The following is a 23,709-nucleotide window of genomic DNA, read 5'->3' as shown; positions in this document are numbered from 1 at the left end:
ACCCCGACTTCTTCAAGAAGTCGGGGTTCGAGGTATTCTGGCAGTGTGCGATGATGAATGGTAAGATGGATGAGTATTATAAATATTTTTAGGGTGCGGCTCAGAAGTGTTTGAGATTGAGTTTACAGACCAAGCGATTGAGGATTTGCAGTGGTTTAAGAAACACGAACAGAATCTAATTGTTGACGGTATTGAAGCCAACCTTTGTTATGAACCCACTACCGAGACGCGCAACCGGAAACCCCTGCGCCCAAATAATACAGCAGAATGGGAATTGAGAGTGGGGGTATATCGCGTTTTGTACAACGTTGACAAGCAAGTTAAAATTGTCAGTATAGAGCGCATAGCTGCCAAGCCGGGGAATAAATACATACTTCAAGGAGAAGAGGAAGAACTATGATGAACTGGGATTATCGAGTATTTTTTGAGGATGGCAGGTACACAATTCGCACGGTGTATTATGACGATAAAGGTGCGATCGCAGCCTGCTCTGAAAAAGAAACCGCACCTTTTGGAGAATCAGTGGAAGAACTTCAAGAAGAATTAAACCAACTCCTTGCTGCTCTAAAAAAGCCAGTTATTTCTGCTGACGATGTGCCGCCTCCAAGCGATCGCCCGAAGGCAAAAAGAGGAAAATCATTGCAAGCAGTCCGGCAACAACTTGGCTTACAATCGGAAATAACGAAAGAAAGTTCGTTGAGTTCAAGCGATTAGCCAAGAACCGAGGTTATCGGTAAGAGTTCAAAACTACTGGCCGCTTGTCTTAGTCTATATATATGAATGACGATGATTTAAACGAATTAATAGATGCTTTTACCGCAGAAACCAGCGAGTTTCTCCAGTCAATGGAGACGCACCTGCTGGCGATGGAATCCTCGGATTTGGAACAGCGAAAAGCAGCAGTTAAAGAAATGTTTCGGGCGGCTCACTCAATTAAAGGTGCGGGCTCGATGTTGGGCTTTCAAAACGTGTCGGCGGCGGCTCACACCCTAGAGGACTGTTTTGTCATTTTGCGCGATCGCACGGACTTGTTGGCGCTGGAACAGACCACTGTAAGTGTTTTACTGCAAGGGGTGGATACTCTCAAAAAGATTTCTGTCGAATCCATTCATCACTCAGATGTCAGCACTCCAGATCAAAGGTCAAATTTGGAGGATCTCGCCCAAATTCACGCCCAGTTCGAGGCAAAGTACGGCAAGCCAGAACCGCCACCAGTTCCCGCCGCCAGTCGATCGGCAGCCCCGGAAACCCTAAAACTGATTTTTGAACACGAATTGCCGCCAATCTTCAATCGCCTGGAAACCGAACTTTCCCAAGCTTCTGAGGCAGATTTAGCAAAAAGCGTTACCGCCCTCAACCAGGTTTATTATCAACTCTCCGGTTTGGCTGGAATGCTGCAATTGCCGGATTTTGGGAAAGTTGCCGCACCCCTGAGAGATTTGATCGATTTTCCCGACTTGACTTTAGAACGCCTCCAGTCCGAGGGTTGGGCGATCGCCCAAAACCTGCAAACCGCTCGCCAGCAGCTATTGGAAGGAAGGGCGATCGAACTCCCCCAAATCTCCCCACCCACAGACGAATCACCAGCATCCGAAACCCCTCCCCAAATCTCCCCCTCCCCAAATCTCCCCCTCTCCCAATCTCCCACTCCCCCACTCCCCAACCTCCAAAGACCGACAATCCGAGTAGACTTAGAACGCTTAACAGAATTGGTGAACCTCGTCGGAGAATTAGTCATCAACCGTACAAATTTGGAACTTCAAGAATCCGAACTGCGCGGCGAAGTCAAGCGCATCCGCCGCAGTATCGTAGATTTGAACCAATTCGGCGGCCAGTTGCGAGAAGAATACGACAGACTGAGTTTTGCCGATTGGAGAGGGGGAAACGGCAATTCGGGATTACAAAAACTTGCAGCATCTGAAATAGAATTTCCACTGATTGCTAATAGCAAATCCTCGATCGCCCATGCTCACTTCGATATCTTAGAGATGGATCGCTATACAGAGTTCCACTCTACAGCCGCAGAAGTCATCGAAACCGCCCAAGCAATTTCACAATCCGCCACCAAATTAGACCTCCTAGCCATGAAATTCGAGCGCAGTACCGACCAACTGCGCCGCATTACCGAACAACTCCGCAGCCGCGTCATGCAGTTGCGAGTCGTGAGTTTCAGTCGCGCCGTAGACCACTTGCCCCGAGCGCTCCGGGATATGTGTCTCACTTACGATAAAGATGTCAACCTCCTGTTAGTGGGAAGAGATACCAAAATTGACGAAAGTTTGCTCGATGCTTTGCGCGACCCCTTAATACACTTAGTGAGAAACGCCTTCGACCACGGCATCGAAATGCCCGAAGTTCGGCAAGCCAGCGGCAAACCCGCCAGCGGTCAAATTGAAATAGCAGCCCGCCACCAAGGCGGCCAAACTATTATTACTGTCGCCGATGACGGAAAAGGCATTGACCCGGAAATCATCCGCCGCAAAGTTGTCAACAAGGGTTTAGCGACAGAGGAACAAGCTCAAGAATTTTCCATTGCCGAACTCTACGATTTTCTGTTTTGGCCTGGTTTTAGCACCGCAGAAGGGGTCAGCGACCTTTCGGGGCGGGGAGTCGGACTCGACGTGGTGCGAACGAATTTGCGGACTGTGCGGGGAACGGTGAAGGTGGACTCTCGCCTGGGAAAAGGTACAAACTTTATCATCAAGCTGCCGCTGTTGCTGTCGATTACTGACGCTTTGATGGTGAAGACCGATCGTAATAAAATAGCAGTACCGCTGGATGCAGTCGAGGAGATTCTCCACATCAAAGCTTCGGAAGTTCACACCGCCGGCAATCAGCCTATGCTGTGGTGGCGGGAGGAATTTATTCGTTTGGTGAGGATGCAAGATTTGCTCGAATATAGCGTCCTCGGGCCCGATGGCCCCTCCCCAGACCCTTTGACTCAAGATCACATTCCCGTCCTGGTTTTGGCTTCTAGCGAAGGAATGCTGGCGGTAGCAGTGGAACGTCTGATCGGCCAGCAGGAAATTGTGGTTAAACCCTTGCCGCCACCTCTATCCAAGCCTCGCGGGGTTTTGGGGAGTACGATTTTGGGGGACGGCAAAGTTGTGACTATTTTGGATGTGGATGATTTGGTAGGTCAACCTTTGTCCAATAGTGCGATCGCCCCTGTGTCCGGTACAACGCCACATATGGCGCCGAGTTCGAGTCAGTCACCCCAGATTTTGGTAGTGGACGATTCCTATACAATTCGGCAGTTGCTGTCTCTGATGCTGACTCGTGCCCGCTACCGAGTCGTGCAGGCTAAAGACGGGCTGGATGCTTTGGAAAAGCTGCAAAACGGTCTTGATTGCAGTTTGGCCATTGTGGATATTGAAATGCCCCGGATGGATGGATTTGAATTGTTGCGATCGATGCGATCGACCCAGCGGTTTGCTAAAATCCCTGTAGCCATGCTGACCTCCCGCAGCGGCGAAAAACATCGGCAAATGGCAATGGAATTAGGCGCAAATAAATATTTCACCAAACCTTACAGCGAAGCCCAACTTTTAGAAGCCATCCCCAAATTAATCAAACATTAAATAATCCAAACAGCATCTTCTTCTTCCTCTTCCTAGCGCTTACGCGCCGCTTCGCGTACTGCGTTCTTAGCGCCTTCGCGGTTCATTAATCTTCAATCTAAAATCGAATGACTCACGCCAATTACAATCGCCGTTTTCGCAGCCAAAAACAAGGTGCTGTCAGAACCCCCCCTCGAAAACTTGTTTCCTTTGAACTCGGAAACGTTAATTATGCAGTTCCCATTGAAAAAGTCCAGCGCGTTGTCAAAGACTTTAATCCCTACGGTTTTTTAGATAGCGGTCAAAGTTTAGTGCGACATCAAGAAGAATTGATTACCCTGATTAACTTATCCAAAATATTTCCCAGCAGTCGCACTCTTGCTGACTTCAACTACCTGATTGTTTGCAGTTTAAATAAAAGCGATCGCTTGGGAATTCCCATTCCTGATATGCCAAAAATCTTGGAAGTTCCCGAAGAAAGCTTCTGCGAAATTCCCGAATTGTACCGCCAACAACAACTGCCTCCGGTAATAGAAAAGTTGATTCGCGCACCCGACGGTTCTGAAGTCTTTTATCTAAATTTAGATTTATTTAACTAAATGTATGTGAGCACAGCTTTCTTGCTGAATGCACGCTACGCAATACAATAGGGAATGGTGTATTTGGAAAAAAAATTATGAAAAAATTTACAAGATTGTCGATCGCCCTGTTAATGTTTGCCGCTACTCTAGGATATCCGCAAGCGGGGCTGCAACAAAGGGCGATCGCCCAAACACCAACACCCCAACCAGAAACACCTCAACCACAAATCATCCAACCACAAATACCCCAACCACCAACAAGTCAACCCCCAACAAGTCAACCACCAACACCCCAAACACCAACACCACAACCAAAAGCAGACGATCCCAAAAACCTCGGCTACGTCTCCCCAGAATTTGCCGAAAAATTCTCCCAGCAACAAATTGACCAAATCAACGCCAACGTCGAAACCCTGTTGCTAACTCAAAGTTGCGTCCGCTGCGACCTCCGAGCCGTAAAATTAGTTAACCTGCGCTTAAAAAATGCGATCGTCACAGGAGCAGATTTATCAGACGCCAACCTCAGCGGAAGTCGCTTCGAGATTTCAGATTTTGTCAACACCAATCTTGCTCGCGCCGACTTAAGCGGAGTAGAATTAATCGGAGCAAGAATTAGCAACACCAACCTCAGAAAAGCCAACTTGACAGGAACCAATTTAGACGGCGCAGATTTACGATTTGCCGACCTCAGAGATGCCAACCTGTCAAATGCCAACCTCCGCAATGCTAACATCGACGGAGCCAGTTTGGACAGAGCCAGCATGGGAGGTACAACAATGCCAGACGGCCGAAAAAATTAATAACATTAAATCCAGCTTGAATATCCCCTTCATTCTTGAGTCCGCGTAGGCGGACTTCGTTTTTGTAGTTGCGGTTTCAACCGCCGAGTCTTATTGATTCGACATCAAACAGCCAAAAACCTCTGAATCACCTCATCGCTCAATTCGCTAGTGCTTCCCGAAGCCACAATTCCCCCTTTTTGCATAGCATAATACCAGTCAGCTTGCCGCACAAAATGCAAATGCTGCTCCACCAACAAAACCGAAATACCCCTAGTCGCAATCACCCGACGCACCGCAGCCTCAATATCCAAAATAATAGACGGTTGAATCCCCTCCGTCGGTTCATCCAAAATTAGCAATTTCGGCTCACCCATCAAAGCCCTAGCAATCGCCAACTGCTGCTGCTGTCCCCCGCTCAAATCACCCCCCATGCGATCGAGCATAGTATTCAAAACCGGAAACAAATCAAAAATCTCATCAGGAATTTTAGGATTTTTAACCGCAATTGGTTTCGCTTCCAAACCCAACAACAAATTTTCTTTAACACTCAACCTAGGAATAATTTCCCGCCCTTGAGGCACGTAACCGATGCCCAACTTTGCCCGCTGGTGAGTCAACTTAGAAACAATCGACTCACCGCCAAAATTAATCTTACCGCTGCGGGGTTGCAGCAACCCCATCAGCGTTTTTAGCATCGTAGTTTTACCAACACCATTGCGGCCGATCAAACAAACCATTTGCCCCGCATTAACACTTAAATCGACACCGCGCAAAATGTGACTTTCGCCGTAATAAACATTCAAATCAGAAACTTGCAGCATAATTATTGACTGTTGACTGTTGACTGTTGACTGTTAACTGTTGACTGTTGACTGTTAACTGTTATTTTTATAATGACGAATGACTAATGACTAATGACTAATGACTAATGACTAATGACTAATGACTAATGACTAATGACTACTCTTCTGGTTTTCCCAAATATACTTCAATAACGCGATCGTCATTTTGCACCTCATCCATCGTTCCTTCACACAAAACAGCACCCTGATGCAAAACCGTCACCTTTTGAGCAATTTGCCGCACAAACTCCATATCGTGTTCTATCACTAACACCGAATGACTTTCGGCCAGCGAAATCAGCAAATCTCCAGTCAGCGCCGTTTCCTCATCAGTCAAACCAGCCACAGGTTCATCAACCAACAACAAATCGGGAGATTGAGCCACCAACATCCCAATTTCCAACCACTGCTTTTCCCCGTGAGAAAGCAAACCAGCATGAACATCAGCTTTAGCAACTAAACCAATTGTTTCTAACAAACCAGCAACCGTGCGCTTTTCCGCCACAGGAGAACCCTTAAACAGAGTAGGAAATACATTTTTATTGCCGTTGCAAGATAGCTCTAAATTTTCCCTCGGCGTTAAATTCAAGTAAACTCGCGGCGTCTGAAACTTGCGGCCAATACCGAGGCGAGCAATCTGATATTCCGACAATTTGCGTAAATTGCGACCTTTAAAGATTACCCGCCCTTCCGTCGGCTGCACCTTCCCGGTAATCGAGTCGAGAAAAGTTGTTTTCCCCGCACCGTTGGGGCCAATGATAACTCGCAGTTCGCCCGCATCCATACTAAAATTCAGATTGTTAATGGCTTTGAAACCGTCAAAGCTAACAGTCAAGTTTTCGATTTCTAATACTTTTTTGTTCATGTATTTGTCAGAAATTTTATTGAATATTTCTTGAATATTTGTAGTAAGGGCTTTAGTCTTTTATTACTGAATATTTGGAGTAAGAACTTGAGTTGCTTCTTACAGATTTAGCCTGAATGCGGACTAAAGTCCTCACTACAAACCTTTTACGCGAAGCTAGAACTGCTAGAACTGCTCCTTAAAGGAGCTGGATTTACCGCCATAATTCGCTCAGCCAATTTCGAGAGTGGCAGACTTTGCAAATACACTTTGCCAGGCCCGGTTAGCTTGACTAAAAACAAGCCTTCGCCACCAAATAAAGCATTTCTAAAGCCGCCCACAAACTGAATATCGTAATCTACAGTCGGCGCAAAAGCGACCAAACAACCAGTGTCCGCTCGCAACACTTCGCCAACTCCCAAATTTTTCTCAACTATTGTTCCTCCCGCATGAACAAAAGCGAGGCCGTCACCCTGCAATTTTTGCAGAATAAAGCCTTCTCCGCCAAAGAAACCAGCACCGAGTCGCTTGGTGAAAGCTACATCAATGTCAATCCCATTTGCCGCACAGAGAAATGAGTCTTTTTGACACAGAAATTTGCCACCAAGTTTACCTAAATCGAGGGGAATTATTTTCCCAGGATAGGGGGCGGCAAAAGCGACGCGGGCCTTGCGATTTCCGCTGTTGACAAAGGTGCTAATAAAAAAACTTTCCCCTGTCAGCATCCGTTTGAAACCTTGAAATATGCCACCACCTGTGGCTGTTTGCATCTGGATGTCGCCTTCCATGTATGTCATGGCTCCCACTTCAGCTCTGACGCCTTCTCTGGGGTCGAGTTCAATTTCAATCAGTTGCAAATCGTCGCCGTAGATTTTGTAGTCAATAATATCTGCCATCTGTTTCCCCTCATGTTAAATAATTGAGTTATTTTACTACAAAATCTTTAGTTGGAAATTCGCAAGCATACCAGATATCATTTTTTAGCATTCAATGTTCAAGTTCTTCTTTTTCTCGCTGTACTTCGGGGTCTTGTTCCAGGCTGGGGTAAGTTGATGCGTACTTTGGTTTTTTGAACAGGCGGCGGATGTGTTCAAAATCTTTATTTTGCAGCCATCCGACTATGCCGTCGGGCAGGACTGTGACTACTATTAAAAATAGCGCGCCTTGAAAAAATAGCCAGACTTCAGGAAATTGTTCGCTCAAGAAACTCTTGCCAAAGTTGACTAGCAGCGCTCCCAATATGGCCCCAGATAAAGTGGCGCGCCCTCCTACGGCTACCCAAATTACTATTTCGATGGAAAATGCAATATCCATTGCTTTCGGGGAAATGATTCCGGTTTGTACGGTGAATAAAGCGCCTGCTATTCCGGCTAAACCGGCGGAAATTGCAAATACTAAAACTTTGTATCCTGTGGGATTGTAACCTGAGAAACGCAGGCGCACTTCGTCGTCGCGAATTGCTACGAGCAACCGCCCGAAACGCCCGCTTGTCAGCCACCGGCAGAGGGCGTAGGTTGCTACTAGAAATAGTACGGTGAGAATGTAGAAAATATATTGAGTGTCTCTACTGTTTACTGAGGCTCCGAACAGGGTTTTAAAGTCGGTGAGTCCGTTGGTGCCGTTAATCAGTTTTTGCTGGCCGTTGAAAAAGTTGAAAAATACAATGGTTGCTGCTTGGGTGAGAATTGAAAAGTAAACGCCTCGAATTCGATTGCGGAATACTAAGTAACCTAAAAGTCCGCCCAAGATGGCGGGAATGAGAAATACTGCGACGACACTGAAGGGAAAAGAGTAAAATGGTTGCCAAAACCAAGGCAGTTCGGTGACGCCGTAGAGGCTCATAAATTCGGGCAATTGAGTGCTGGCGGTTGGGGGAATTTGCAGTTTTAGGTGCATGGCGAAGGCGTAGCCACCTAGGGCAAAAAACACGCCATGTCCCAGACTGAGCAAACCTGTATATCCCCAGATTAAGTCTATGCCGAGGGCTGCAATTGCTAGTGCTAAAAATCGGCCCAATTGGTTGAGACGAGCGTCAGGAACTATTCCTGGGACGAGCAATATGAATGTTAGGGCGATCGCCCCTACAATTGCTGCTTCTTTTAGCCGTGCCTTTTTTTGTGTATTTTTCATTTTTTTGGCGATCGAAGCTGTAGTTTTCAATTCTCAACAGTGCGTCCTTTTTGCGGAAAAATTCCTCCTGGTTTCACTTGCAGAAAAGCCATAATCAAGGCGAATACCATGACTTTTGCCATGCTGGTGGTGGCGAAAAATGTGAAGAAATCAGCTAAGGGCTTGATAGGAGCAAACATTAATGCTAATGTCCCAGAGCCGATCAGGTAATTTGCAGTGCCGATCGCCATTGCAGCAACCACACTCCCCACAATCTTGCCGACACCGCCCACAACCACAACCATAAAGGTATCGACAATATAATTTTGTCCGGTATTTGAGCCTACCGAACCAATCAGACTAATCGCGCAGCCAGCAACACCAGCCAACCCCGAACCCAAAGCAAAAGTCAGCGCATCTACTTTCTCGGTAGGTATTCCCAAACAAGCGCTCATGCTGCGATTTTGCGTCACAGCGCGAATCCGCAATCCCCACACAGATTTTTGCAAAAATAGGTAAATTCCCGCCAAACAAACTCCTGTCAGCGCAATAATAAAAAGTCTGGCGTAGGGGAGTTGAAAATTGCCCAGCGGGATGCCGCCGCGCAGCCATGCAGGCGCAGTCACATCGACGTTTTGAGCGCCAAACCAAGGTTTAGTTACTGCGAGTTTGTAAGTTTTGCTTAAAAGTGCGCTGACAGCCCAAGAAATACCCAAAGATAAAGGTAAAATTATGGCGATAATTCCCTTGCGAATGCGATCGAAATCTGCGCGTCGCTTCAGCACCTGCAAGCCGCCAAAAAATAGCAAACAAAACACCGCAATTCCCGCTACCAAAACCCAACTAACACTGCGGACAAACTGCTGCAAAATTAAACTTACGCCCCACGTCGCCAGCAATGTTTCTAGGGGCCGCCCGTAGAGATAGCGAATCACTCCGCGTTCGAGAATTAATCCTACCAATGCAGCTACTAAAAAAGCTAGGGGAATGGCAAATAAAATATAGATTTCAAAGGCAAATCCTCCGATACCTTTGAAAACATTCTGCACTACGAAAGTTGTATAAGCCCCCAGCATCATCAATTCGCCGTGAGCCATATTAATCACGCCCATCAACCCGAAAATAATCGCTAACCCCAGGGCTGCAATTAGTAAAACAGCGCCGATGCTAATGCCGTTGAATACACCGTCCAATAAGCCACTCAGCACTTTTTATCCTCCTATTTTTCGATATTTGATGTCGCGATTTTTTGTATAAAGGTAAGGTGCACTCCCAAGCAGCCTACAAACTTCCGATTTCACGATTGACTTCTACTTTGCTTAGGAACATTTAATAACTTAAATACCTCCTAAGCTGTTGCTCATATATATTGTGTATGGCGATTGAAGGGGAGAGGGGGAGAAGGGGAGAGGGGGAGAGAGGGAGAGGATTTGACAATTTTTGATTGTCATCAAAATATACAATTTAAATGCACAACAGATTATAGTTATTTCTCCTATAAGTGGCGAAGTAAAAGGAGGCAGAGCCTCCAGATATGCGTTACTTTCGCTTTTCCTGGTAACAAGCAAAGCCGGAGATGCTGCCCTTCACGCTTGAATTCTGCTTTACTTAGCTGGTCTTGAATTTGCCGCCTTTGGCCGGATCTGACCAATCACAAGAAAAGCCTTTTGTTTCGGGGACAAACTGATTCCAAGGAATCGGTGGCACGGCTTCTGGCGTAGCATAAGCAATTTCAAACAAACCGTCTTCTCTCACCTTACCCAACCGCACAAATTTAGCAAGGTGATGGTTGTTTTCTAGGGTCACTTTGCCCTCCGGTGCGTCAAAAGTTTGACCCAAAGCTGCTGCCCGCACTTTGTCCAAATCGTCGGCTGTTCCTGCTTTTTCGACGGCTTGCTTCCACAGGTAAACCATGATGTAAGCTGCTTCCATCGGGTCGTTTGTCACTCTGTCATTGCCGTATTTTGCTTTGAATGCTGCGACAAACTTTGTATTTGCGGGTGTGTCCACAGTCATGAAGTAATTCCAGGCGGCGTAATGGTCTTTGAGATATTCTACGCCGATCGCCTTTACTTCTTCTTCTGCAATACTGACAGACATTGACGGATATTTGTCCGGGCCCAAACCTGCACCCTGCAACTGTTTGAAAAATGCCACATTGCTGTCGCCGTTGAGGGAATTGAAGATGACCCCGCCGTCGGGCAAAGCTGCCTTGATTTTAGTAATAATGGGCGTGACTTCTGTACCGCCAAGAGGTATGTAATCTTCGCCAACTAATTCTCCGCCTTTGGCTGCTAGCTGTGCTTTAATAATGGTGTTTGCGGTGCGGGGAAAAACGTAGTCAGACCCAACTAAGAAGAATTTTTTTCCTTTATTTTCTAGCAGCCAGTCAACTGCTGGTTCGATTTGTTGGTTTGGGGCTGCCCCGGTGTAAAAGATGTTTTTTGAGCACTCTTGACCCTCGTATTGTACGGGATACCAGAGCATATGATTTTTTTCTTCAAAGACTGGCAATACTGCTTTGCGGCTGGCGGATGTCCAGCAGCCGAAGACTGTGACAACTTTATCTTGGTCGATCAATTTTTTGGCTTTTTCGGCAAAAGTCGGCCAGTCTGAGTTGCCATCTTCTACTATTGCTTCGATTTGTTTTCCGAGGACACCGCCAGCTTTGTTGATTTCTTCGATCGCTAATTGTTCGGCATCAACCACGCTTTTTTCGCTGATGGACATTGTGCCGCTCAAGGAATGTAAAATTCCTACTTTGATCGTGTTTCCACCGCCTGCTGCTGGTGCAGTTCCTGTTGCTGTTGGAGAAGCGGCTGGGGTGGCTGTTGGAGTCGGAGTTCTACAAGCTTTGAGGAATAAACTTGTTGTGAGGGTAGCAGAACCGTATAAAAGAAATTTCCGCCGATCGAATCGCTTTGTCATTTTTCCTTGTTACTCTTAAATAGCTCAGTCAGATGATTGAGAATAACATATAGCGACTTGATATTAAGACTAGGTTGAGAATACTTTTGTATCTTTATATACAAAAGTTATTATTAATTTACAAAATGAAGGTTTGGTGAGGATTGATGGCAAATGTGGCAGAAACGGAGTTTAGACACTAAGATATGCACTTTGAGCGATCGGTCTGAAATTAACAACCGGGTTTCTTTAGAGAATTATCTTATTGATACTAGGAGTTAGACCGTAACTGAGTTTGTGGCACACTTGGATCGTGTCCGATCGATTACCATCACAAAAACGGTTCGTAGTGTGGACACCACAATGCAATAATGAGCGGACTGAAGTCCGCACTACGAAGCGAATTCATCTTGCTGCGGTTAATCGATCGCGCGTTCACAGGAAAATATCAAAGCAGATGACGATCGCCCTTTCTACAAATATAGCAACAGCCACATTGGGCGCGGACATAAATAACCTAATGAATACAGCCGATACCCGTCAAGCATAAATGGTTTGATTCCCCTACTCTGCAACTGCTTTCGGAGTCAACTGTCCACTGTCAACTAATTTATGGAGAATAGCGGACTCGAACCGCTGGCCTCTGCGGTGCGATCGCAGCGCTCTACCAACTGAGCTAATTCCCCTGATTGACTTTCAATTTAGCATTTTAAATGCTCGATTGCCGAATCTCAAAGGCTTGCAAATTGCATTTGCTTTCAATTTTACAAACCGTGACCAACATTAGCACGTAAGGGCTAAAAACGTCAAGAGTTTTCCGCCGCCGGCTCGGTGGGGGCGATCGAGCAAAGTTGGGCCACTCTGTCCAACTCTAAATCAGCAAAATAGTCCACCGTCCAATTAGCTTGGCGCTGGATCATGTGAAACGGGTAAGTGTGAGTCACGCCCGCTACCTGCATCCCCGCTTTTTTCGCCGATTCTATCCCCGCAAAAGTATCTTCTAGGGCCAAACACTCGATCGGTTGCAGGTTCAAACCGGGATATTTCTGGTTGAGAAGTTCCACAGCCAACAAATAGCAGTCGGGTTCTGGTTTGCTCGCCGTCAAGTCGTCACCTGCGACAATTAACTCAAAATTTGCAGCCAAACCGGCTCGCTCTAGCACTAATTCTATATCCGATCGCATGGCCCCGCTAACTACGGCCATTTTTAGTCCAGAAACGCGAATTTTGTCAATAAATTCTGCCAAACCGGTATAAATCGGCAATGTTTCCAAACTATTTATTTTTTCTTGATAAGCTTTGGCCTTGCCTAACAGCAAGCGATCGAGGTATGTTTCTGTGAGATATCGTCCTCGGCGCTGCAGCAGTTCGGTAATGCAAGCGCGATCGCTCTTTCCCAAACAAATTTCTCGAAACTCCCCGCGTTTGAGTTGCAGATTTTCATCTAGCATCAGGCGATCGATTAAGTTCTCGTGAATCGACTCGTCATTAATAATAACGCCATTAAAATCAAATAAAACTGCTTTTAGAGTCATTAGTTATTGGTTATTGGTTATTAGTTATTGGTTATTAGTTATTAGTTATTGGTTATTGGTTATTGGTTATTGGTTATTAGTTATTAGTTATTAGTTGTTGGTTGTTGGTTGTTGGTTGTTGGTTATATCGTTTCCGCTTGTATCGGACTGATTTAACCACAGAGAGCACAGAGTACACAGAGGGAGAGAATATATATCTGAATCATTCCGATGCTACCGGATTTGATATTATTGGTTATTAGTTATCAGTCATTAGTTATCAGTTATTAATCATCTTGCCCGAAGATCGAAGTCAAAGGGTAGTCATTAAGCTGTCGGACATTTAAATTGTATGTTCAGGGCGGGACACCCCACAAGACGGGGAATTGTTTTGTGACATATAATTTATATACAGCCACTGTTAACAGTTAACTGTCAACAGCCAACAGTTAACAGTTAACTGTCAACAGCCAACAGTCAATAAATCAAGCGGGTGCTGGAATGCCCGGTAAATCGCCATCAAAATCAGGAGCGCGATCGCCCAAATTCGACACCTGCGCCTGACGCACCGGCTCGAAATCTTCTCCCAGAAGAGGTTTCACGCCCTGCGTCACCTGATGCACCCACCAGTGTTCCTGAGTTTGCACCGCAGCAAATCCCGCCGCCCCCGCCCAAGCATCCATACTACCAGCCGCGTAAGACTTAATATAAGGCTCTTCAAAGATATCAGTCAGCCACTCTGTATGTCGCAAAGTTTTTTGATTTCCGTCCAAAATTGCCACTTGTCCCCCAACCTTCAGCAGTCGGAAGCTTTCTCGCAAAATTGCCCGTGAGACAGCAGGCGGCGTTTCGTGAAACAGCAAGGAAGCTGCGACTAAATCGAAGCTGCTGTCAGCAAAACCCACGCTTTCAGCATTTCCGTGCAACCACTCGATATTCAAGCCGGCTTTTTGCGCCTTCATTTCGGCGACTACCAGCATATAAGGAGACAAGTCCAGGCCGACAACTTCCGCTTCGGGAAAGGCTTGTTTGAGCATCAGGGTTGTCGAACCGGTGCCACATCCCAAATCGATAATTCGGCGCGGTTTTACCCGCACAGCGTCAATTAAACCTTGTCTGACGACTGTTTCGTGGGGAGGCAAAACGTATTGCGTGATTGGATCGTAGGAAACGGCGGCACTGGGGTTGAGGTAGCCGCCTTTGATGCCGTGAAAGTTTTGGCTGCTGTAATATTTGGGATAAACTAGGTTGGTTTGTCGGTGGCGATCGCCCGCTTTTTCCCAGTCAGTACCTTCGTAGAGTCGTTTGATTGCTTCTTCGTCGATCGCCAGTCGGATCAGCGGCGATAAAAAGCGCTCGAAAATTGTATCCTTACCAACAGCCATAAAACTCCTTTCACAAAAACTCTTTTAATTTTAGCCAACAGCAGTAAAATTAGCATTAATTAAAGTTATTTGTCTCCTCGAGCCTCTATCCATTACCTCCCCTACATTGCTCGTTGCCCAACTTCCCTTTTATTGCTTGCTTCCTGTCGCTTTTCATTAATCGGAATTTTTATTAAAAACTCCGTCCCGCCGCCTGCAGGTTTAGATATTTTGATGCTGCCGCCGTGTCCGTCTACAACAATTTTGTAGCTGATTGCTAACCCCAAACCAGTGCCTTGTCCCACCGGTTTGGTGGTAAAAAATGGGTTAAAAATTTGGTCTTTAACGCTGTCGGGAATGCCGGGGCCGTTGTCGGCGATCGCCACTTTCAGAAATTTTATGCTATGTTCGCGAACTACTCCTGTGGAAATAGTAATAATTTTATCCAGGCGATCGATCTCGTTCAAGGCATCGATCGCATTGCTCAGCAAGTTCATAAACACCTGATTTAGCTGAGACGGATAGCAGTCTACTAAAGGCACTTTTCCGTATCTCTTGACTATATAAATGCCATTTTTGATTTTGTTGGAAAGCAGCAGCAAGGTATTTTCCATGCCTTCGTGAATGTCCGCCTGCTTTTTGTCTGATTCATCGAGGCGAGAAAAGTTGCGTAAAGAAAGAACTATGCTGCGAATGCGATCGGTTCCTATTTTCATAGAATTTAATATATGCGGCAAATCTTCCTCGATAAAATCTAGCTCAATTTCTTCTGTAAAATGGGCGATTTCCGGGGTGACTTCTGGGAATGTTTGTTTGTACAAACTCACTAATTCTAATAAATCTTTAGTATATTTTGTGGTGTGAGGCAAATTAGCCGAAATGAAGTTAACCGGGTTGTTGATTTCGTGCGCTATCCCCGCTACCATTTGACCGAGGGATGACATTTTTTCGCTCTGCACTAAATGGGTTTGAGTCTTTTTCAGTTCGTGCAAGGCATTATTGAGCAGTTTTACTTGGTCTTGGGTTTGAGTGTAAAGGTGAGATTGAGTAATTGCGATCGCCAATTGATCTGCTACAGCTTTTAACAGTTGAATTTCTTCCGCACTCCAAAACCACTGAGCAGCGTGGCTGCACACTAAATAACCCTGTTGCTCGTTTTGAGTCGGGACTGGCACCGCTAAATAGCTATTAGCTTTCAGTTCGAGCGGTTGACTTGCGCCCCGAGTCCAAGTATCGGCACTAAAAATAATTGGATCGGATTGGTCGCTCCCTACTGACAAATTTTCCACCAAGTAAGGCTCAAAGTTTATCGCTTGTCTCGGACAATCAAATTGGGAAGATTCCCACAAAATTTGTAAAGTTTTGTTCTGCGGTTCGTACCAACCAAAAGCTGCTCGTTCTAGATGCAGCAAATTTACTATTTCTTCGACGGTACTTTGCACGATTTTGTCTAATTCTAGAGAAGTGCGAATGCGTCCAGCAATTCGGTTGAGCATGGCTTCTCGCTCGGCTCTGGCGCGATTGTTTTCCGAGGAATAAATTAGCCATATTGCTGCTAGCATTGCCGGGACTAGCAGTCCGACGACGACGGATGTTAGAAAATTTAATGCTTGCAGTTGGGATTCAATATTTTCGCGGGGAATTATTAAGGCCATCGACCAGTTCACTTCCTGGAGGGGAGCGTAGACGGCATACACCCATTTGTTATCTATTTTTACCAGTTCGATGTTCGTCTGGCGATCGATCATGTGCCGCGCAATTGTGGAGAGTGCGGAATCTTGTGACTGTAAAAAGCTTGGGGCGGACCGATCGCTATTGCCGATTAAGTTATTGTTGGGATGAACAATTGGCACTCCTTCGGAATTGAGCGCAAAAGCGTAACTCTCGGAACCGTACTGCAGGCTGTTAACAACATTTGCTACTCTGTCTAATTTAATGCTGCCCGATAGGACTCCAATTACTTGATTAGAAGCCTGTGGCAAAGCCCAAATAGGAACTGAAACGACGATGGTCGAAACTTGTGTACTGCGGCCGATCAGCGGGTCAGAAACATTGATTTGCCCGGCCATTGCTTTTGTAAAGTGTTGGCGGTCTTTGACATTCGTGCGGTTGCCTAGAGTGTTAATTAGTGAGCCGTTGGGTTGAATTAATGCCAGAATGAAATACTCTTTTAGCCTGTATATTTCTGATTGCAACCGGGGTTCGACTAATTCCCAATTGAGAGTGCGAATCTTTGGAGAGTAAGCGATGGTTTCTATTTCTGCTTTGCGGCTGCTGAGCCAGCGATCGATTTCATCGGTGCCTTTTTCTAATTTTAATAGTGCTATTTCCTTTAAATTATCGAGTATTAGTCCGCGCACAAAAAAATAGCTTACGCAAGTAGTTGTGCTAATGGTTAAAGCCGTGGTGCCTAGAATTAGCAGAGTCAACAAATGGCGGCGCTGCCGTCTGTGTTGCCAAAGACTTTCTAGTTGCTGCCAGCGCGATTGAGCGCTGACGCCGATGTTTTGCCAAAAGTGGCGCAGTTTTGGGTTTTGGTGGGGCGGCGGCGCAGAAACGGGTCGGGCTTGATTTGCTGGTTTTTGCATCATCAAATGTTCTCGTCGAGAGTGAAATTGATCGAACTGCACGGTCATTCGGCAGAATTAATATCATGTCAACAGTCAGGACTTGATTCCTCCTAGGTTTGGCTGATGGGGATGTGGATTTCTGGCTGCGAATAATTTTTATTTCGATCGCAATATCGCATTCTATTTTGACATCAATTTTGTATTTTGACTTTGATTTTACTTTGTTGAGGTTAGTGCTTTACGATATATTTAATATCTATCTCGTTTGTATAACAAATTTTTTGTAAATAACACAGAGAAAATACGGAGTTTTTTAAACTAGCTATGTATTATAATTTACGAGCAAAACCGTATTGACAATTTAACCAATTTGTGCAGTGAGTTTAAGGAGAAATTTTTTCGTCTAAAGCTTTTTTTGCCAAGCGGGCTGCATAAACGGTGAGGGCGATCGTTGCTAGCAAACCAATGCCGTAAAGAGCCCACTCAGCAGCAGTGCGCGATCGCCCTTCAGCTCCGAGTGCCGCCAAACTCCCAGCCAGATAACCGATATAAACATACATCACAGTTCCGGGAATCATGCCGAGCCAAGATGCAAAAAAATAGTCTCTGAAAGATACCTGCGTGACTCCAAAAGCATAGTTGAGCAAATTAAATGGGAAAATTGGCGAAAGTCGCGTCAGCAGCACAATTTTCCATCCTTCAGAAGCAACTGCGGAGTCGATCGCCTGAAATTTGGAATTTCCTTCTATCTGTTTGGAAACCCAATCGCGAGTTAAATACCTTCCTATTAAAAAAGCGAAAGTTGCGCCCAAAACCGAGCCGATGGAAACGCAAACCGTGCCGCCAACGACTCCGAACAAAACCCCAGAACCGAGAGTAAGCAAAGAACCGGGAATAAATAAAACCGTAGCGACAATGTAAATTAGAATAAAAGCTGCAGGGCCCCAAGGGCCCAGACTCGCGATCGCCGATAGCGCATTTTTTAGAATTGCTTGAAAGTTAAAAAACTGTGCCGCCACAATCAAAGCTACAGCTAAAGCAATCCCTAAAAACAGTTTCCACCTTTGGGATGGTGGCGGATTTTTTTCATCGGGCGATCGCAAATCATTCATTGCTTAAAATCTCCATTCTCAACAATATGGGCATTGGGGAATTGGGAATTGGGAATTGGGAATTGGGAATTGGCCAAACAGGGCATTGGGAATTGGCATTGGGCATTGGCCAAACAGGGCATTGGGCATTGGCATTGGCCAAACAGGGCATTGGGCATAGTTTCTTCCTTCTTCCGACGGACTTACATCCGTTACATCCGTTACATCCGTTACATCCCGTACATTGCTCGTTGCCGAACTTCCTTCTTCCTTCTTCCTTCTTAAGTCAAAGTGCCGCCGCAGCTAGAACCTGAACCAGCCGTACAACCGTAACAATAAGCAGCAGTTTGCACCTCTGGAATCACATCTAAACTGCCAGATTCCAGCAATTTAGCAACAGTTATCTGTTCCCCGCTGCGAGTTTTAGCCGGCAGATTTTCCATTTGGTTAAAATCGCAGTCGTAGACATTGCCCAAATAGTCGATCGACAACTCATTGCGGCACATTAAATGCTCCACAGTACCCGGATTAAAATTATCCTCCAAAAAACCCAGATAAGGCTTGTGAAGTTTCTTATGTTCCAAATGAAACTTAGTCCGTCCCACAGGCAAATTAGTAATCGCGAACAAGTGATTAAAACAAATTCCAAAATTTTCAGCTAAATAAACCTGATAATCTCGCTGTAACTTGCCTTGTTCCGCTGTTAGCGAGAACTTATCTGTTGTCGGCACTTGCGGATTGTACACCAAATCCAGAATCAAATTTGGGTTTTTCCCGTATCCCAACTGATTCAGCTTTTGCAGCGCCAGAATCGAACTGTCAAAAACACCGCTACCGCGCATTTTGTCAACATTGTCAGCTTGGTAGCAAGGAAGCGATGCAACTATTCTGAGTTGTTGCTGCGCGCAATATTCAGGAATATCCTCAAAACCTTTTTCAAAGTAAATCGTTAAATTAGAACGAACAATTACCTCTTTACCTGTTGCCCTTGCTGCTTCTGCTAGCGGTTTAAAACCGTAAAGCATTTCGGGAGCACCGCCAGTGAGGTCAACAGTTTGAATTTGAGGAAAACGGCGAATCATTTCAATTAATTGGTCGCAAATTTCCGGGGAAAGTTCTTCTGTTCGTTTCGGGCTAGCTTCTACGTGACAGTGAGTGCAAGCGAGGTTGCAGCGTTTCCCGAGATTAATTTGTAAAACTGTAATCTGCTTTTTAGTTAAAGCTGAGTTTAGTTTGTTTTTGAAAGGCGTGATTGCTGTCTGAATCATGTGCTAAATTTTTCGGTCTGTGCTCGCAACGGATTGAGAGGCGATCGGCCGGAACGCCTCTCATAATTTAGCACTAATTCTTTGGATGCGACAGCGACAGGTTAAAAATCAGTCCGTTGATAATCGATCGCAACCCGCAACCCAAGGGTGATATTTTCGACATTAATCTGGTTTGAGAGAGTTAACTAATTTTGCAACTCGTGCTTTAATTTCATCTCTAACGCGGTGAAAAGTTTCGATGGGTTGTCCGTCGGGATCGTCGAGTTGCCAATCTTCAAAAACTTCTCGCAATACCCACGCTTCGGGTAAATTCACGCCGCAGCCGCACAGAGAAATTACGGCGTCGTAGTCTTCTGCATTGAATTCGTTTAATGGGTTGGATGTTTGATCTGTGATGTCAATGCCGATTTCTGACATGACTTGAATTGCTGTCGGATGAACTCTGCTTGATTCTAAGCCGGAACTGCTGACAGCAATTTTGCCCTCTCCGATGGTTTTAGCGAATCCTTCTGCCATTTGCGATCTGCAGGAGTTTCTTTTGCAAACGAACATTACTTTTTTCATGATTTTTGTGGGTTGTGGGTTGTTAGTTGGTGGTTGTTAGTTAGATGTTTCAAGGGCGCGATTTGCTAGTGTGATCGCCTCTTTAGCTGCTTGTTCCTTGCGTTCGCTGTAGCGATCGGTCAAATAGTCCGTTTGCTCCCGCAACAGCAAGGTAAACTTGTACAGTTCCTCCATCACGTCGATCGCGCGATCGCGATAAGGCGAATCCTTCATCGTCCCATCCTCGTTAAACTCCTGATAAGCCTTCGCAACCGAAGACTGATTGGGAATTGTAAACATCCGCATCCAGCGGCCCAAAATTCTCAAAGTATTGACAGCATTAAAAGACTGAGAACCGCCGCTGACTTGCATCACCGCCAAAGTTCGACCTTGAGTCGGTCTGACGACCCCAATACTTAAAGGAATCCAGTCAATTTGGTTTTTGATAATTCCAGTAATATTGCCGTGCATTTCTGGACTAGACCACACTTGACCCTCCGACCACAAACTCAATTCCCGCAATTCCTGAACCTTCGGATGCGTATCGGGAACGCTACCGTAAATCGGCAATTCCCGAGGATGAAAAAACCTAACTTCGGCCCCGAAACCCTCAATAATTCTCGCCGATTCTTCCGCTAATAAACGGCTGTAAGAACGCTCTCGCAAAGAGCCATATAAAAACAAAATTCTCGGTTTGTGTGTGAATTTTTCCATGATAGTTTTAATTGAAATCCCGAAATCCGTTAGACAGTTCTCGATAAACTGCGACTGCTAATTGCGCTCCCCAAATCGGAGCAACCCAGTAAACCCAATGGTGTTGCCAAATTCCGCCAACTAAAGCCGGGCCGAGCGATCGAGCCGGATTCATGCTCGCTCCGGTAATCGGCCCCATAAATGCAGCTTCTAAGCCTACAGTTAAGCCAATTGCTATCCCCGCAAAACCGATATGAGCGCGTCTATCTAATCCCGAACCGAGGATAACAAACATTAAGATAAAGGTCAGGACTGTTTCTAAAATTAGAGACTGCAACCAGTTGCCGTTTAGAGGAACTGTTGCACCGAGATTTGCTACTTTTCCTAGGGTAATTAGCAGCACTTGAGAAGCTGCGATCGCCCCCGCACACTGCGCCAAAACATAGGGCAAAACTTTGTATTTTGGGAAAAAACCGCTCGCCCAAAACCCTAAAGTTACGGCTGGGTTAAAGTGCGCGTCGCTGATATGCCCGATCGCGTAAATCATCGCAGCTACAACGGCACCAAACACAAAACTAACGCCCAAATGAGTTAAAGAACCACCGCTAATTTTGTTGACCATCACCGCGCCGGTGCCGGCAAAAACTATAATAAATGTACCGAGGCCTTCCGCAAGTGCTTCTCGCTTGCAATCTCGTTTTTCACCAGAAGCTAACTTCTTTACTATTGCACCCATCGCTATCAACTCATTGGTTTAAATACATTATATCAAAAAAAATTGATGCGTCCACCCTCTTGGTTCGATCGTTCGGAATGCGAGTCCGCATCAAGACAGGAATGAAGTCCTCACTACAAACCAATAGCGGTTACTTTGGGGGACATAATATTACTTATTAAGAAATATTGATCGGTCAACCCACCTCAGAACAAGGGCGGGCCAGCAGCATCTGACTGAAACGGCGATACTGGGCGAGGTACTCTTCCAGCACGAGAAACTGAGCTAAATTGAGACTGTAGTATATCCAGCGGCTTTCTTGGCGGCTGCGAACCAAACCGGCTTCTTTTAGGGTTTTGAGGTGAAAAGAGAGTTTAGATTGAGAGACTCCAAGCCGATCGCACAAATCGCAAACACATAACTCCTGTTCCCGCAACAACTCCAAAATCTGAATCCGCAGGGGGTCAGAAAGCGCGTGAAAGCCAGCCGAAACAAGTTTTTCGGAAATCTGCGGTTGAGAAGTGCCATCGGGCGCAATTTGAGAATTTTTCACCATCAATTGTAGAAGAAGTCATTAGTCATCAGTCATTAGTCATCAGTCATTAGTCATCAGTCATTAGTGCTGTCGCCTCCGAGCTTTCCGTCCAACGTCATCAGGAAGAAGGAAGAAAAGCAACGGTTTGGGGAATGCGAGAACCTCCTCACCATCGGGTACAGTTGCTATATTTTGCAAAAATCTATATAAAACATCATATTTTCTCAAACTTCATCCCCCAAAATAGGTGCATTTAGCACCGACAGAACATTCCCACTAAATATTAGATATAGTCCAGTAAATCAACAGCAATACTGGTAGGAGCGGGTTTCACTCACCATCTGCAATTCACACCGACAATATCTATAAACCCGCCCATCCTAGACGACAAAATTTGATCGCGGGCAATTCAACGGACATGATATTACTTCGGACTCTGTACTCGCGCCGGCACATCAGTCAATCCGGTCTTTTGCATCAACGAAATTACCCCTACAGATAGAATTCCCCCAATAACTACCCCGACAACTACCAGGATGAGAAAGCCTGTTTGCAGAGTTTTTTTAGTAGCTGGGTGGTACTGTCTGGGCAACTCTTGACCTTGCTCGTCAAGTTCTTGTTCCAAGGGATCTAGCGGATTCGATGGATTTGAGTTAAAAGGATTGGGTGCTTGATTCATGGCTGGCTTTGGTTAAAGGATGTCAACAACTATTTTAACTTGCGATTTGCCCGATCGCCTTAGATAATACATTCTGGTTTTACTCAAGACTCTATAAAATTTATTAAGATATCGATAATTTTAGCAACATTTTTGATAAGATATTCGTCTTTATCAATCTCGATCGCAATTCCTTCTAACTTAAAAAAATTTCCAGATACTCCCAGTTGTCAAAACTCCATAAATTGTCTGAATATCATGTTCGCGACGCTGGTTAAATATTTGTGCTGCAATGGTTCCCCCTGTGCACTCTCCTAAGCCGGATTGAATGTTGTCGTTTTTGGCTTCAACCAAGGCGATTACTGGGGATTCTATGACAAGCTGTTCTGGCGATCGGCTAATTAGAAAATCGCAATAACCGCTCAAACCCCTAGCAGCGTCTACATTGAATTCTCGACCTGAAAATAAACTCATCCGTTGCGATAGCCTTTTTTGATTTCAACTAATATTGGCGCGACAATTAGCTCTGAGCGAGCTTTCTCGGAATTAATTTCTAGCGCTAAAGGCAGATTGAATTGCAAAGTTTCTTGCAAAAAAGTGTTCAGTTCTATTTCGGGAATGTCGGCAAACAAGCCAACCGTTCTATTCAAGGTTATGCCAAAATTTGTCTTAATTTGTTCGACGCTAAATTGACTGTAGGGCATTTAACTCCCTCTCTCGAAAAATTAAGTGTTTTTAAGAAGATGAAATTACATCACTTGAGGCGCTAAAATTTTGAAGCAGGGGTATTTATATACTTGGCTGCTTGTCCAATGCTTTCTGTCAAAGATAATTACTATGACGTTACGCGAACTTCAAGACCGAGCACTGAGGTTGTCTGCCGAGGAGCGATGGCAGTTAATTAATGCTTTGATGCGATCGCTCCAACCGAAACCCCGATCGAAGGTGAAGCCGAAGGGTTTAGCCGCGAGTTTAATTGGCATTGCGAAAACGGACGCGCCACCACCTACAGATGCCGAAGTAAAGGCAATGTTGGATGAGCGGTTAGTGCAAAAGTAAGCTGAGACGCAGCTAGATTGTATAATATAAAAAAATAAGCAATCATTAGTTATAGTGTATGCCAGCCAAAAATC

The 23,709-nt window shown here is 45.4% G+C and carries 25 protein-coding genes and 1 tRNA gene; 7 read left to right on the top strand and 19 right to left on the bottom strand.

Annotation, left to right across the window (positions count from 1 at the left end; translation table 11 throughout):
• Positions 1–106 precede the first annotated feature (106 nt).
• The 5 genes from QT998_RS24220 to QT998_RS24200 all read left to right on the top strand — a co-directional run bounded on the left by QT998_RS24220 (position 107) and on the right by QT998_RS24200 (position 4,941).
• The gene (locus tag QT998_RS24220) at positions 107–400 is read left to right on the top strand and encodes a type II toxin-antitoxin system RelE family toxin (protein WP_333087196.1); all 294 of its coding nucleotides are present in this window, start codon (positions 107–109) and stop codon (positions 398–400) included.
• On the top strand, positions 397–714 hold the full coding sequence (locus tag QT998_RS24215) for a hypothetical protein (protein ID WP_333087194.1): 318 nt from the start codon (positions 397–399) through the stop codon (positions 712–714). The genes QT998_RS24220 and QT998_RS24215 overlap by 4 nt, the downstream gene beginning before the upstream one ends.
• 62 nt (positions 715–776) lie before the next feature.
• Complete coding sequence (locus QT998_RS24210) at positions 777–3,581, top strand: hybrid sensor histidine kinase/response regulator (RefSeq protein ID WP_333118189.1); 2,805 nt, start codon at positions 777–779, stop codon at positions 3,579–3,581.
• Positions 3,582–3,688: 107 nt separating this feature from the next.
• Entirely contained in the window at positions 3,689–4,159 is a 471-nt protein-coding gene (locus tag QT998_RS24205) for a chemotaxis protein CheW (protein ID WP_194071150.1), read from the top strand.
• A 77-nt stretch (positions 4,160–4,236) separates the two neighbouring features.
• Positions 4,237–4,941: a pentapeptide repeat-containing protein gene (locus QT998_RS24200; RefSeq protein WP_333118191.1), complete on the top strand. Its 705-nt coding sequence runs from the start codon at positions 4,237–4,239 to the stop codon at positions 4,939–4,941.
• A gap of 104 nt (positions 4,942–5,045) precedes the next feature.
• Here the strand turns inward: QT998_RS24200 and urtE are convergent, their stop codons facing one another.
• The 6 genes from urtE to urtA all read right to left on the bottom strand — a co-directional run bounded on the left by urtE (position 5,046) and on the right by urtA (position 11,646).
• Complete coding sequence (urtE, locus tag QT998_RS24195) at positions 5,046–5,744, bottom strand: urea ABC transporter ATP-binding subunit UrtE (protein WP_194071148.1); 699 nt, start codon at positions 5,742–5,744, stop codon at positions 5,046–5,048.
• Positions 5,745–5,883: 139 nt separating this feature from the next.
• Positions 5,884–6,630 carry an urea ABC transporter ATP-binding protein UrtD gene (gene urtD, locus QT998_RS24190; protein WP_333118193.1) on the bottom strand — a complete coding sequence of 249 codons (747 nt, stop codon included), beginning with the start codon at positions 6,628–6,630 and terminating at the stop codon, positions 5,884–5,886.
• A gap of 146 nt (positions 6,631–6,776) precedes the next feature.
• The gene (locus QT998_RS24185; RefSeq protein ID WP_333118194.1) at positions 6,777–7,505 is read right to left on the bottom strand and encodes a TIGR00266 family protein; all 729 of its coding nucleotides are present in this window, start codon (positions 7,503–7,505) and stop codon (positions 6,777–6,779) included.
• 91 nt (positions 7,506–7,596) lie between these two features.
• Positions 7,597–8,739, bottom strand: a complete 1,143-nt coding sequence (gene urtC / locus QT998_RS24180) for an urea ABC transporter permease subunit UrtC (RefSeq protein WP_333118195.1) — start codon at positions 8,737–8,739, stop codon at positions 7,597–7,599.
• 26 nt (positions 8,740–8,765) lie between these two features.
• Positions 8,766–9,926 (bottom strand): ABC transporter permease subunit, encoded by a 1,161-nt coding sequence (locus QT998_RS24175; RefSeq protein ID WP_442921997.1) that lies wholly within the window; start codon positions 9,924–9,926, stop codon positions 8,766–8,768.
• A 400-nt stretch (positions 9,927–10,326) separates the two neighbouring features.
• The gene (gene urtA, locus QT998_RS24170; RefSeq protein ID WP_194071000.1) at positions 10,327–11,646 is read right to left on the bottom strand and encodes an urea ABC transporter substrate-binding protein; all 1,320 of its coding nucleotides are present in this window, start codon (positions 11,644–11,646) and stop codon (positions 10,327–10,329) included.
• A 292-nt stretch (positions 11,647–11,938) separates the two neighbouring features.
• Between urtA and QT998_RS24165 the strand changes: the two genes are divergently transcribed.
• Positions 11,939–12,175 carry a hypothetical protein gene (locus tag QT998_RS24165; RefSeq protein WP_333118197.1) on the top strand — a complete coding sequence of 79 codons (237 nt, stop codon included), beginning with the start codon at positions 11,939–11,941 and terminating at the stop codon, positions 12,173–12,175.
• Between the two features lie 63 nt (positions 12,176–12,238).
• On the opposite strand, the gene QT998_RS24160 is transcribed toward QT998_RS24165, so the two are convergent.
• The 13 genes from QT998_RS24160 to QT998_RS24100 form a co-directional block, all read right to left on the bottom strand.
• A tRNA-Ala gene (locus QT998_RS24160) sits at positions 12,239–12,311 on the bottom strand.
• A 120-nt stretch (positions 12,312–12,431) separates the two neighbouring features.
• Entirely contained in the window at positions 12,432–13,160 is a 729-nt protein-coding gene (locus QT998_RS24155; RefSeq protein ID WP_194008652.1) for an HAD family hydrolase, read from the bottom strand.
• Between the two features lie 464 nt (positions 13,161–13,624).
• Positions 13,625–14,524, bottom strand: a complete 900-nt coding sequence (locus QT998_RS24150; RefSeq protein WP_333118198.1) for a class I SAM-dependent methyltransferase — start codon at positions 14,522–14,524, stop codon at positions 13,625–13,627.
• A 101-nt stretch (positions 14,525–14,625) separates the two neighbouring features.
• Complete coding sequence (locus QT998_RS24145; RefSeq protein WP_333087181.1) at positions 14,626–17,094, bottom strand: ATP-binding protein; 2,469 nt, start codon at positions 17,092–17,094, stop codon at positions 14,626–14,628.
• Between the two features lie 362 nt (positions 17,095–17,456).
• Entirely contained in the window at positions 17,457–18,185 is a 729-nt protein-coding gene (locus QT998_RS24140) for a TVP38/TMEM64 family protein (protein ID WP_333118200.1), read from the bottom strand.
• Between the two features lie 260 nt (positions 18,186–18,445).
• Positions 18,446–19,432 carry an arsenosugar biosynthesis radical SAM (seleno)protein ArsS gene (arsS, locus tag QT998_RS24135; RefSeq protein ID WP_333087178.1) on the bottom strand — a complete coding sequence of 329 codons (987 nt, stop codon included), beginning with the start codon at positions 19,430–19,432 and terminating at the stop codon, positions 18,446–18,448.
• A gap of 162 nt (positions 19,433–19,594) precedes the next feature.
• Entirely contained in the window at positions 19,595–19,996 is a 402-nt protein-coding gene (gene arsC, locus QT998_RS24130; protein ID WP_333087177.1) for an arsenate reductase, glutathione/glutaredoxin type, read from the bottom strand.
• Positions 19,997–20,032: 36 nt separating this feature from the next.
• Positions 20,033–20,689, bottom strand: coding sequence for an arsenical resistance protein ArsH (gene arsH, locus QT998_RS24125; protein ID WP_333118201.1), 657 nt, complete (start codon positions 20,687–20,689; stop codon positions 20,033–20,035).
• Between the two features lie 7 nt (positions 20,690–20,696).
• A complete protein-coding gene (locus QT998_RS24120) occupies positions 20,697–21,404 on the bottom strand; it encodes an MIP/aquaporin family protein (protein ID WP_333087174.1) in 708 nt (235 codons plus the stop codon).
• A gap of 175 nt (positions 21,405–21,579) precedes the next feature.
• On the bottom strand, positions 21,580–21,939 hold the full coding sequence (locus QT998_RS24115) for an ArsR/SmtB family transcription factor (RefSeq protein ID WP_333087173.1): 360 nt from the start codon (positions 21,937–21,939) through the stop codon (positions 21,580–21,582).
• A 403-nt stretch (positions 21,940–22,342) separates the two neighbouring features.
• Entirely contained in the window at positions 22,343–22,597 is a 255-nt protein-coding gene (locus tag QT998_RS24110) for a hypothetical protein (protein ID WP_333087172.1), read from the bottom strand.
• 180 nt (positions 22,598–22,777) lie between these two features.
• Positions 22,778–23,050 carry a hypothetical protein gene (locus QT998_RS24105; RefSeq protein ID WP_333087171.1) on the bottom strand — a complete coding sequence of 91 codons (273 nt, stop codon included), beginning with the start codon at positions 23,048–23,050 and terminating at the stop codon, positions 22,778–22,780.
• Positions 23,047–23,280 carry a hypothetical protein gene (locus QT998_RS24100; protein WP_333087170.1) on the bottom strand — a complete coding sequence of 78 codons (234 nt, stop codon included), beginning with the start codon at positions 23,278–23,280 and terminating at the stop codon, positions 23,047–23,049. The genes QT998_RS24105 and QT998_RS24100 overlap by 4 nt, the downstream gene beginning before the upstream one ends.
• 133 nt (positions 23,281–23,413) lie before the next feature.
• On the opposite strand from QT998_RS24100, the gene QT998_RS24095 reads away from it, so the two are divergent.
• The gene (locus tag QT998_RS24095; protein ID WP_333118202.1) at positions 23,414–23,635 is read left to right on the top strand and encodes a hypothetical protein; all 222 of its coding nucleotides are present in this window, start codon (positions 23,414–23,416) and stop codon (positions 23,633–23,635) included.
• The last annotated feature ends 74 nt before the right edge of the window (positions 23,636–23,709 follow it).

The organism is Microcoleus sp. S1D4, from assembly GCF_036700765.1.
In the GTDB taxonomy this organism is placed as follows: Bacteria; Cyanobacteriota; Cyanobacteriia; order Cyanobacteriales; family Microcoleaceae; genus Microcoleus.
Note: the sequence above shows the minus strand (reverse complement) of the source record. Positions and strands in the feature narration are given on the sequence as shown.

Excerpts from the sequence above, each read along its gene's own strand:
- QT998_RS24185 (WP_333118194.1), bottom strand. The coding sequence starts at position 7,505 with ATGGCAGATATTATTGACTACAAAATCTACGGCGACGATTTGCAACTG.
- QT998_RS24145 (WP_333087181.1), bottom strand. The coding sequence starts at position 17,094 with ATGATGCAAAAACCAGCAAATCAAGCCCGACCCGTTTCTGCGCCGCCG.
- urtE (WP_194071148.1), bottom strand. The coding sequence starts at position 5,744 with ATGCTGCAAGTTTCTGATTTGAATGTTTATTACGGCGAAAGTCACATT.
- QT998_RS24155 (WP_194008652.1), bottom strand. The coding sequence starts at position 13,160 with ATGACTCTAAAAGCAGTTTTATTTGATTTTAATGGCGTTATTATTAAT.
- QT998_RS24150 (WP_333118198.1), bottom strand. The coding sequence starts at position 14,524 with ATGGCTGTTGGTAAGGATACAATTTTCGAGCGCTTTTTATCGCCGCTG.
- urtA (WP_194071000.1), bottom strand. The coding sequence starts at position 11,646 with ATGACAAAGCGATTCGATCGGCGGAAATTTCTTTTATACGGTTCTGCT.
- QT998_RS24110 (WP_333087172.1), bottom strand. The coding sequence starts at position 22,597 with ATGAATCAAGCACCCAATCCTTTTAACTCAAATCCATCGAATCCGCTA.
- arsH (WP_333118201.1), bottom strand. The coding sequence starts at position 20,689 with ATGGAAAAATTCACACACAAACCGAGAATTTTGTTTTTATATGGCTCT.
- arsC (WP_333087177.1), bottom strand. The coding sequence starts at position 19,996 with ATGAAAAAAGTAATGTTCGTTTGCAAAAGAAACTCCTGCAGATCGCAA.
- arsS (WP_333087178.1), bottom strand. The coding sequence starts at position 19,432 with ATGATTCAGACAGCAATCACGCCTTTCAAAAACAAACTAAACTCAGCT.
- urtD (WP_333118193.1), bottom strand. The coding sequence starts at position 6,630 with ATGAACAAAAAAGTATTAGAAATCGAAAACTTGACTGTTAGCTTTGAC.
- QT998_RS24095 (WP_333118202.1), top strand. The coding sequence starts at position 23,414 with ATGACGTTACGCGAACTTCAAGACCGAGCACTGAGGTTGTCTGCCGAG.
- QT998_RS24200 (WP_333118191.1), top strand. The coding sequence starts at position 4,237 with ATGAAAAAATTTACAAGATTGTCGATCGCCCTGTTAATGTTTGCCGCT.
- QT998_RS24210 (WP_333118189.1), top strand. The coding sequence starts at position 777 with ATGAATGACGATGATTTAAACGAATTAATAGATGCTTTTACCGCAGAA.
- urtC (WP_333118195.1), bottom strand. The coding sequence starts at position 8,739 with ATGAAAAATACACAAAAAAAGGCACGGCTAAAAGAAGCAGCAATTGTA.
- QT998_RS24140 (WP_333118200.1), bottom strand. The coding sequence starts at position 18,185 with ATGAATGATTTGCGATCGCCCGATGAAAAAAATCCGCCACCATCCCAA.
- QT998_RS24100 (WP_333087170.1), bottom strand. The coding sequence starts at position 23,280 with ATGCCCTACAGTCAATTTAGCGTCGAACAAATTAAGACAAATTTTGGC.
- QT998_RS24205 (WP_194071150.1), top strand. The coding sequence starts at position 3,689 with ATGACTCACGCCAATTACAATCGCCGTTTTCGCAGCCAAAAACAAGGT.
- QT998_RS24115 (WP_333087173.1), bottom strand. The coding sequence starts at position 21,939 with ATGGTGAAAAATTCTCAAATTGCGCCCGATGGCACTTCTCAACCGCAG.
- QT998_RS24105 (WP_333087171.1), bottom strand. The coding sequence starts at position 23,050 with ATGAGTTTATTTTCAGGTCGAGAATTCAATGTAGACGCTGCTAGGGGT.
- QT998_RS24215 (WP_333087194.1), top strand. The coding sequence starts at position 397 with ATGATGAACTGGGATTATCGAGTATTTTTTGAGGATGGCAGGTACACA.
- QT998_RS24120 (WP_333087174.1), bottom strand. The coding sequence starts at position 21,404 with ATGGGTGCAATAGTAAAGAAGTTAGCTTCTGGTGAAAAACGAGATTGC.